The sequence below is a fragment of the Chroococcidiopsis sp. genome, from assembly GCF_051657925.1.
Lineage (GTDB): Bacteria > Cyanobacteriota > Cyanobacteriia > Cyanobacteriales > Chroococcidiopsidaceae > Chroococcidiopsis.
The window spans coordinates 1-5,545 of sequence record NZ_JBOFLP010000062.1 but is presented as its reverse complement, the minus strand read 5'-3'; the positions used below and the strand labels follow the sequence as shown (position 1 = coordinate 5,545).

Annotated in this window: 7 protein-coding genes; 4 read left to right on the top strand and 3 right to left on the bottom strand. The window is 44.9% G+C overall.

Features of this window, described 5'->3' with window-relative positions; genetic code table 11:
- From ACRC32_RS04815 to ACRC32_RS04800, 4 genes are all read left to right on the top strand, one after another.
- On the top strand, positions 1–771 hold a 771-nt coding region (locus ACRC32_RS04815), incomplete at its 5' end, for an LLM class flavin-dependent oxidoreductase (RefSeq protein ID WP_438552919.1).
- A 120-nt stretch (positions 772–891) separates the two neighbouring features.
- On the top strand, positions 892–1,458 hold the full coding sequence (ssuE, locus tag ACRC32_RS04810) for an NADPH-dependent FMN reductase (RefSeq protein ID WP_438552918.1): 567 nt from the start codon (positions 892–894) through the stop codon (positions 1,456–1,458).
- A 127-nt stretch (positions 1,459–1,585) separates the two neighbouring features.
- A complete protein-coding gene (gene sfnG / locus ACRC32_RS04805; RefSeq protein WP_438552917.1) occupies positions 1,586–2,680 on the top strand; it encodes a dimethylsulfone monooxygenase SfnG in 1,095 nt (364 codons plus the stop codon).
- Positions 2,681–2,699: 19 nt separating this feature from the next.
- On the top strand, positions 2,700–3,914 hold the full coding sequence (locus ACRC32_RS04800) for an SfnB family sulfur acquisition oxidoreductase (RefSeq protein ID WP_438552916.1): 1,215 nt from the start codon (positions 2,700–2,702) through the stop codon (positions 3,912–3,914).
- 500 nt (positions 3,915–4,414) lie between these two features.
- On the opposite strand, the gene ACRC32_RS04795 is transcribed toward ACRC32_RS04800, so the two are convergent.
- The 3 genes from ACRC32_RS04795 to ACRC32_RS04785 are packed head-to-tail and all read right to left on the bottom strand — an operon-like array spanning position 4,415 to position 5,485.
- Positions 4,415–4,732, bottom strand: a complete 318-nt coding sequence (locus ACRC32_RS04795; RefSeq protein ID WP_438552915.1) for a transposase — start codon at positions 4,730–4,732, stop codon at positions 4,415–4,417.
- A gap of 60 nt (positions 4,733–4,792) precedes the next feature.
- Positions 4,793–5,272: a hypothetical protein gene (locus tag ACRC32_RS04790; protein ID WP_438552914.1), complete on the bottom strand. Its 480-nt coding sequence runs from the start codon at positions 5,270–5,272 to the stop codon at positions 4,793–4,795.
- A gap of 21 nt (positions 5,273–5,293) precedes the next feature.
- On the bottom strand, positions 5,294–5,485 hold the full coding sequence (locus tag ACRC32_RS04785; protein WP_438552913.1) for a hypothetical protein: 192 nt from the start codon (positions 5,483–5,485) through the stop codon (positions 5,294–5,296).
- Positions 5,486–5,545 lie beyond the last annotated feature (60 nt).

Here is a 5,545-nt window from a genome sequence, read left to right as displayed (position 1 = left end):
GATGAGTTTTTGAGTGTATGGCGACAGATTGCCGCAGGTGAAGTTGCTGACTTCAAGGGCGACTATCTCAACATGCGGGGCAGTAAGATCCTGTTTCCTCCCGTCCAAAAACCCTATCCTCCTTTGTGGTTTGGTGGTTCATCTCCAATTGCCCAAGAGATTGCCGCTAAGCATATCGATGTTTACCTTACGTGGGGCGAACCTCCAGCCCAAGTAGCCGAAAAGATTGCTTCAGTTCGCCAACTGGCAGCAGCAGAAGGCAGAACGTTGCGGTTTGGCATTCGCCTGCACGTCATTGTCCGCGAAACTCAGAGCGAAGCATGGGATGCGGCAAATCAGTTGATTCGCTACGTAGATGATGAGGCGATCGCGAGGGCGCAAAAAGCTTATGCCCGCATGGATTCAGAAGGACAACGCCGGATGTCTCAATTACATGGTGGCAGTCGAGAAGCACTAGAAATTAGCCCGAATCTGTGGGCAGGAGTAGGTTTAGTACGCGGTGGCGCGGGAACGGCTCTAGTAGGCGATCCAGATACAGTTGCAGCGCGGATGCTGGAGTATGCAGATTTGGGTATCGATACTTTCATTTTCTCTGGTTATCCTCATCTGGAAGAAGCTTATCGAGTAGCAGAGCTATTATTCCCCCGATTACCTCTAGAGAATCTACCCGTAGTCGAGCAACAGCACGTTCTGAGTCCATTTGGAGAGATTGTTGCTAATGAAAATTTCCCCAAACAGCTACAGGGAAAAGCAACAACTACTGTGGATTAAAAAGTTAAAAATCGTAGGGGCGGGTTTTGACCAAAAATTTGTAAGTCAAAGCTTCAATCTATTTGCTAAATCCGCCCGTACAAAAGTCAAAAGTCTTGTGTCAAATCGGAGGTTAATTGTATGTCTCGTATTGTAGCGATCGCTGGTAGTCCAACGCATCCTTCTAGAACTTACGGAATTGTGCAGTACGCTCTGCAACTCCTACAACAAGAAGGATTCCAAACCGATCTCATTTCCGTCCGCGATTTCCCTGCTGAAGATTTGGTTTTTGGACGCTACGATAGTCCGGCGCTAGAACCAGTCAAAGCCCTAATCGAAAAAGCTGATGGTTTAATTATTGCTACCCCAATTTACAAAGCTGCTTATACAGGCGTACTCAAGGCGTTTTTGGACTTACTGCCTCAGAAGGCGTTGTTGGGTAAAGTCATTTTGCCGATCGCCACTGGTGGCACGATCGCGCATTTGTTAGCGATCGACTATGCCTTAAAACCCGTTCTGTCTGAGTTGGGCGGCAGGCAACTACTAGGCGGTGTCTACGCAGTAGATAAGCAACTTCAACGGCTCGAAGATGGTAGCGTTCGACCTGATGAGGAGATTGAGCAACGGCTGAAACACTCTCTGAGCGATTTTGTCACAGCTGTGAAAAGCAATCAACTCGCATCTAAAGAATTGGCTCAGGTTAATTGAGTTGCGGTTGTCTCCTACCACTTGCCAGTGGCAGATAGATGTTTTCCAATCTGCCACTTTTTTTGATTTGTCATTGGTCATTGGTCATTAGTTTTCCAACAGACTTACGCGAATAAAGGAGTCAGTCATGGTGGATATTAAGTTTGCATATTGGGTTCCTAACGTCAGTGGCGGGTTAGTAGTCAGCAAAATTCCTCAGCGTACCGATTGGACTTACGATTACAACGCTCAACTAGCTCAAACTGCCGAGCAGGTAGGATTTGACTACGCTCTAGCACAAGCTCGGTTTATTGCTAGCTACGGAGCAGAGTATCAACTCGAAGCACTCACTATGGTGGCAGCGTTAGCACCAGTCACCAAAAAACTGAAACTGATTGCGGCGGTTCATCCTGGATTGTGGCATCCAGGTGTAGTAGCCAAAATGGGAGCCACGATTGACTTTCTCTCTCAAGGTCGTTTCTGCCTGAATGTCGTTAGCGGTTGGTTTAAAAACGAATTCACGATCTATGGCGAACCTTGGCTAGACCACGACGAACGTTATCGTCGTTCAGAGGAGTTTATCCGCGTCCTCAAAGGAATGTGGACGGAAGATGAGTTTCATTTTAAAGGAGATTTCTATCGAATCAATGGCGGTTGGGTGAAGCCTAGACCCGTCAGTTCTCCTCACCCAGAACTCTTTCAAGGTGGTAACTCCAAAGCAGCCCGACGCATGGCATCCCGCGTGTCTGACTGGTACTTCATGAACGGTAACACGATCGAAGGAGTGCGAGAGCAAATTGAGGAAGTTTCTGCTCTAGCGCGGCAAGAGGGACGCAAAGTTAAGTTTGGCTTGAACGCTTTTATTTTGGTACGCGATACCGAAGCAGAAGCTCATGACGTGTTGCGAGAGATTATCGCCCAAGCGGATAAAAAGGCAGTAGAAGGTTTTGGCGAAGCAGTGAAATACGCTGGATCTTCAACTCGTGAAAAGCAAGGGATGTGGGCGAATTCCAATTTTGAAGACTTGGTGCAATACAACGATGGCTTCAAGACAGGGTTAATTGGTACAGCAGAACAAGTAACCGACCGGATTCGGCAGTACTACGAAGTGGGAGTAGATTTGATTCTCGGCGGTTTCCTACATTACACCGACGATCTTCCAGCTTTTGGTCGCGATGTCATTCCTCTGGTACGCCAAATTGAAGCTCGTCGCCGTTCGGCTGAAGAATTAGTAGTTGTGTAATTGCTACGGAGAATTAGGTATGACAACTTTAGTGAATGTTGAAGCCGAACCGAGAGCTACAGTAATTGAGAGTGACGAGCAAGCGATCGCAGTTGCTTATGAACTAGCAGCTCAATTTGTGCGGGAAGATTCGGAACGCGATCGGCAAAAGCGTTTACCCATTGAAGAGGTGAAGAAGTTTTCTCAAAGCGGTTTGTGGGGAATTACAGTTCCCAGAGAATATGGTGGTGCTTTCGTCTCGAATGTCACCTTGGCAGAGGTGGTTAAAATTATTTCGGAGGCAGATCCCAGCCTGGGACAAATCCCCCAAAATCACCTGTACATGGTAGAAGCCATCCGGCTGGATGGTACTGAAGCACAAAAACGCTTTTTCTTTGACTTGGTTTTACAAGGTCAGCGATTTGGCAATGCATTTTCTGAAATCGGCACAAAGTCTGTCACTGACGTGCGGACGCGACTGGAGCGATCGGGAGATGAGTACGTACTCAACGGGAGAAAATTCTACTCTGCTGGAGCGTTGCTAGCGCATTGGATTCCGGTCATTGCTAGTAACGACGACGGAAAAACAGTCATCGCCTTTGTAGAACGGGGTGCAGAGAGACTGACTTTGCTAGATGACTGGACGAGCTTTGGACAGCGCACCACTGCCAGCGGTACTACTATTCTGGAGAATGTAAAGGTGAAACCAGAGCATGTCATTTCACATTACCTAGCTTTCGAGCGTGCGACTCCAATGGGTGCTGTTGCTCAGATTATCCAGGCAGCTGTTGACGTTGGTATTGCCAAAGCAGCCGTGCGCGACACAATCTATTTTGTCCGCAATCATACCCGTCCTTGGGTTGACAGTAACCTAGAATACGGATATGAAGACCCTCTTTCTATCTATAATTTGGGTCAAGTGCAAATTCAGGTTCACGCTGCCGAAGCACTGCTACGGCGTGCGGGTGAATTTATCGACCGAGCAAATGAGTCAGATTTGGTAGAAGCCAAGGTGGTAGAAGCTTCTATTGCTGTTGCTGAGGCAAAAGCTTTGGCGACAGAAGCATCGTTGCTAGCGACTAACAAGCTATTTGAACTGGCGGGAACCAAGTCTACTTTGCAAGAATACAATTACGATCGCCACTGGCGCAATGCTAGAGCGCATACTCTACACGATCCGGTGCGATGGAAATACTACGCTGTGGGTAACTACTTCCTCAATGGTGTCAATCCACCTCGTCATCCTTGGCTTTGAAAACATTGTTAATGGTTAATAGTCAATAGTTAATTGTTTAACCATTAACAGACCTCCTGAATGCATCAAAAAATCAGGTATGTCATTCTGAACGAAGTGAAGAATCTAGAGATATTTCGCTTCGCTCAATATGACATCTAAAGTATTTACACAGGAGATTTAACAATTAACAAAACGCTGATTTTACGGCAGGCTTATCGATTCACCTCACAAGTCATCTAGGATAGCTATATGTCTAAGAAGAATTAAAAATTCCAAGGTTTTAGATAAACCGACTAAAGCTGTAATTAAGAAAGAGAAAGCAACGGTTGTAGATAGTCCGACTCAAGCTGCAACAGAACAGGAAAAAGCAACGGTTGTAGAAGATAATCCGACTCAAGCTGCAACAGAGCAGGAGAAAACGAAAGAGACTGCAAAGACAGTTTCCTGGCTTAAAGTGCCTGATGAATCGACTCTACCGCCAGAAGTGCAGGCAATTTTTAAACAACAGTACCATTTGGTTAAATATATGCAACATTAAGTGCTTGAAGTATATAATCCCAACCTGTCAATTTTTTTAAAGTTTTTGTACTCCAGGATTTGAGGATATTTCTGACTGTGACTTTGAGAGCGTCTAGATTATTGAAGAATTGCCAAGCTAGGCTATCTTTCAGGTGCTGCCAAACTCGTTCGATTGGATTAAGTTCTGGGCAATGAGCTGGTTGAAATAAAAGGATTATATTTTCGGGAACTTTCAATTTAGGAGTAGTATGAAATGAACCATTATCTAATTGAATAATATGTAGAGCTTGGGGATATGTTTCAGAAAATTCATTCAAAAATTATTGAAAACATTCTGTATCTAAGTGGGAAAGTTCGCGGAAAAAGTTTTCTCCACTTCATGGTTCCACAACACCATATACGTAGTATTTTTCTCGTCTGAACTGAAGACTTCCTCTCGGTTTAACTCCCCTCAATGTTAATTTTCTCCTCTGCACGGTTTTCAATCCTAACCTTGTTTCGTCTTCACACCAATAGCGCACTTTGTCAAACTTTTTTGACTGCTTCTTTGCCTCCTGTATCACGTTCTGTAATTTTTGAGGCAGTTCTTTTTTGAAGTTTTCTACTGCCTCTGGCTCTTGCTCACTGCTTTTTGGTCTGGCTACTTTCAAGTCAGCTTTTAGTTTGTCATGCACTAGATTATGTACTACATCATACTTGACTTGTATCCCTAACTCTGCTAATAACCATAGTCGGACTTCCTCATAACTTGAAAACCCCTCCGGTTCCAGGAGTTCTTGTTTTAAGCGTTCTACTACTTCTGCTGAAATTAATGGTGTTCTTCCCGTACTTTTGCCTACCTCTAGTAGCTGATTCAATCCACCACTTCGGTATCGGCTTCACCACCTTTGTACTGTGACTCGATTGCGTCCCAGCACTACCGCCAAATGTTGTACCGTTTCCACTTGCTGTGTTTTTAATAGATACAGTGCTTGTACTCTTTCTTTCCCAGTTACCGTCTTTTGTTGCCTTAAAAGGGTTTTGAGTGTTTGCTCCGATTCAACAATATTGAGCTTAACTCTTCCACTCATGACTTACCAATTTAAATGTATCTGCTTCTCAACTGTAGCGAATTAAAAACCAAATGGTAA

Excerpts from the sequence above, each read along its gene's own strand:
- ACRC32_RS04800 (WP_438552916.1), top strand. The coding sequence starts at position 2,700 with ATGACAACTTTAGTGAATGTTGAAGCCGAACCGAGAGCTACAGTAATT.
- ACRC32_RS04785 (WP_438552913.1), bottom strand. The coding sequence starts at position 5,485 with ATGAGTGGAAGAGTTAAGCTCAATATTGTTGAATCGGAGCAAACACTC.
- ssuE (WP_438552918.1), top strand. The coding sequence starts at position 892 with ATGTCTCGTATTGTAGCGATCGCTGGTAGTCCAACGCATCCTTCTAGA.
- sfnG (WP_438552917.1), top strand. The coding sequence starts at position 1,586 with ATGGTGGATATTAAGTTTGCATATTGGGTTCCTAACGTCAGTGGCGGG.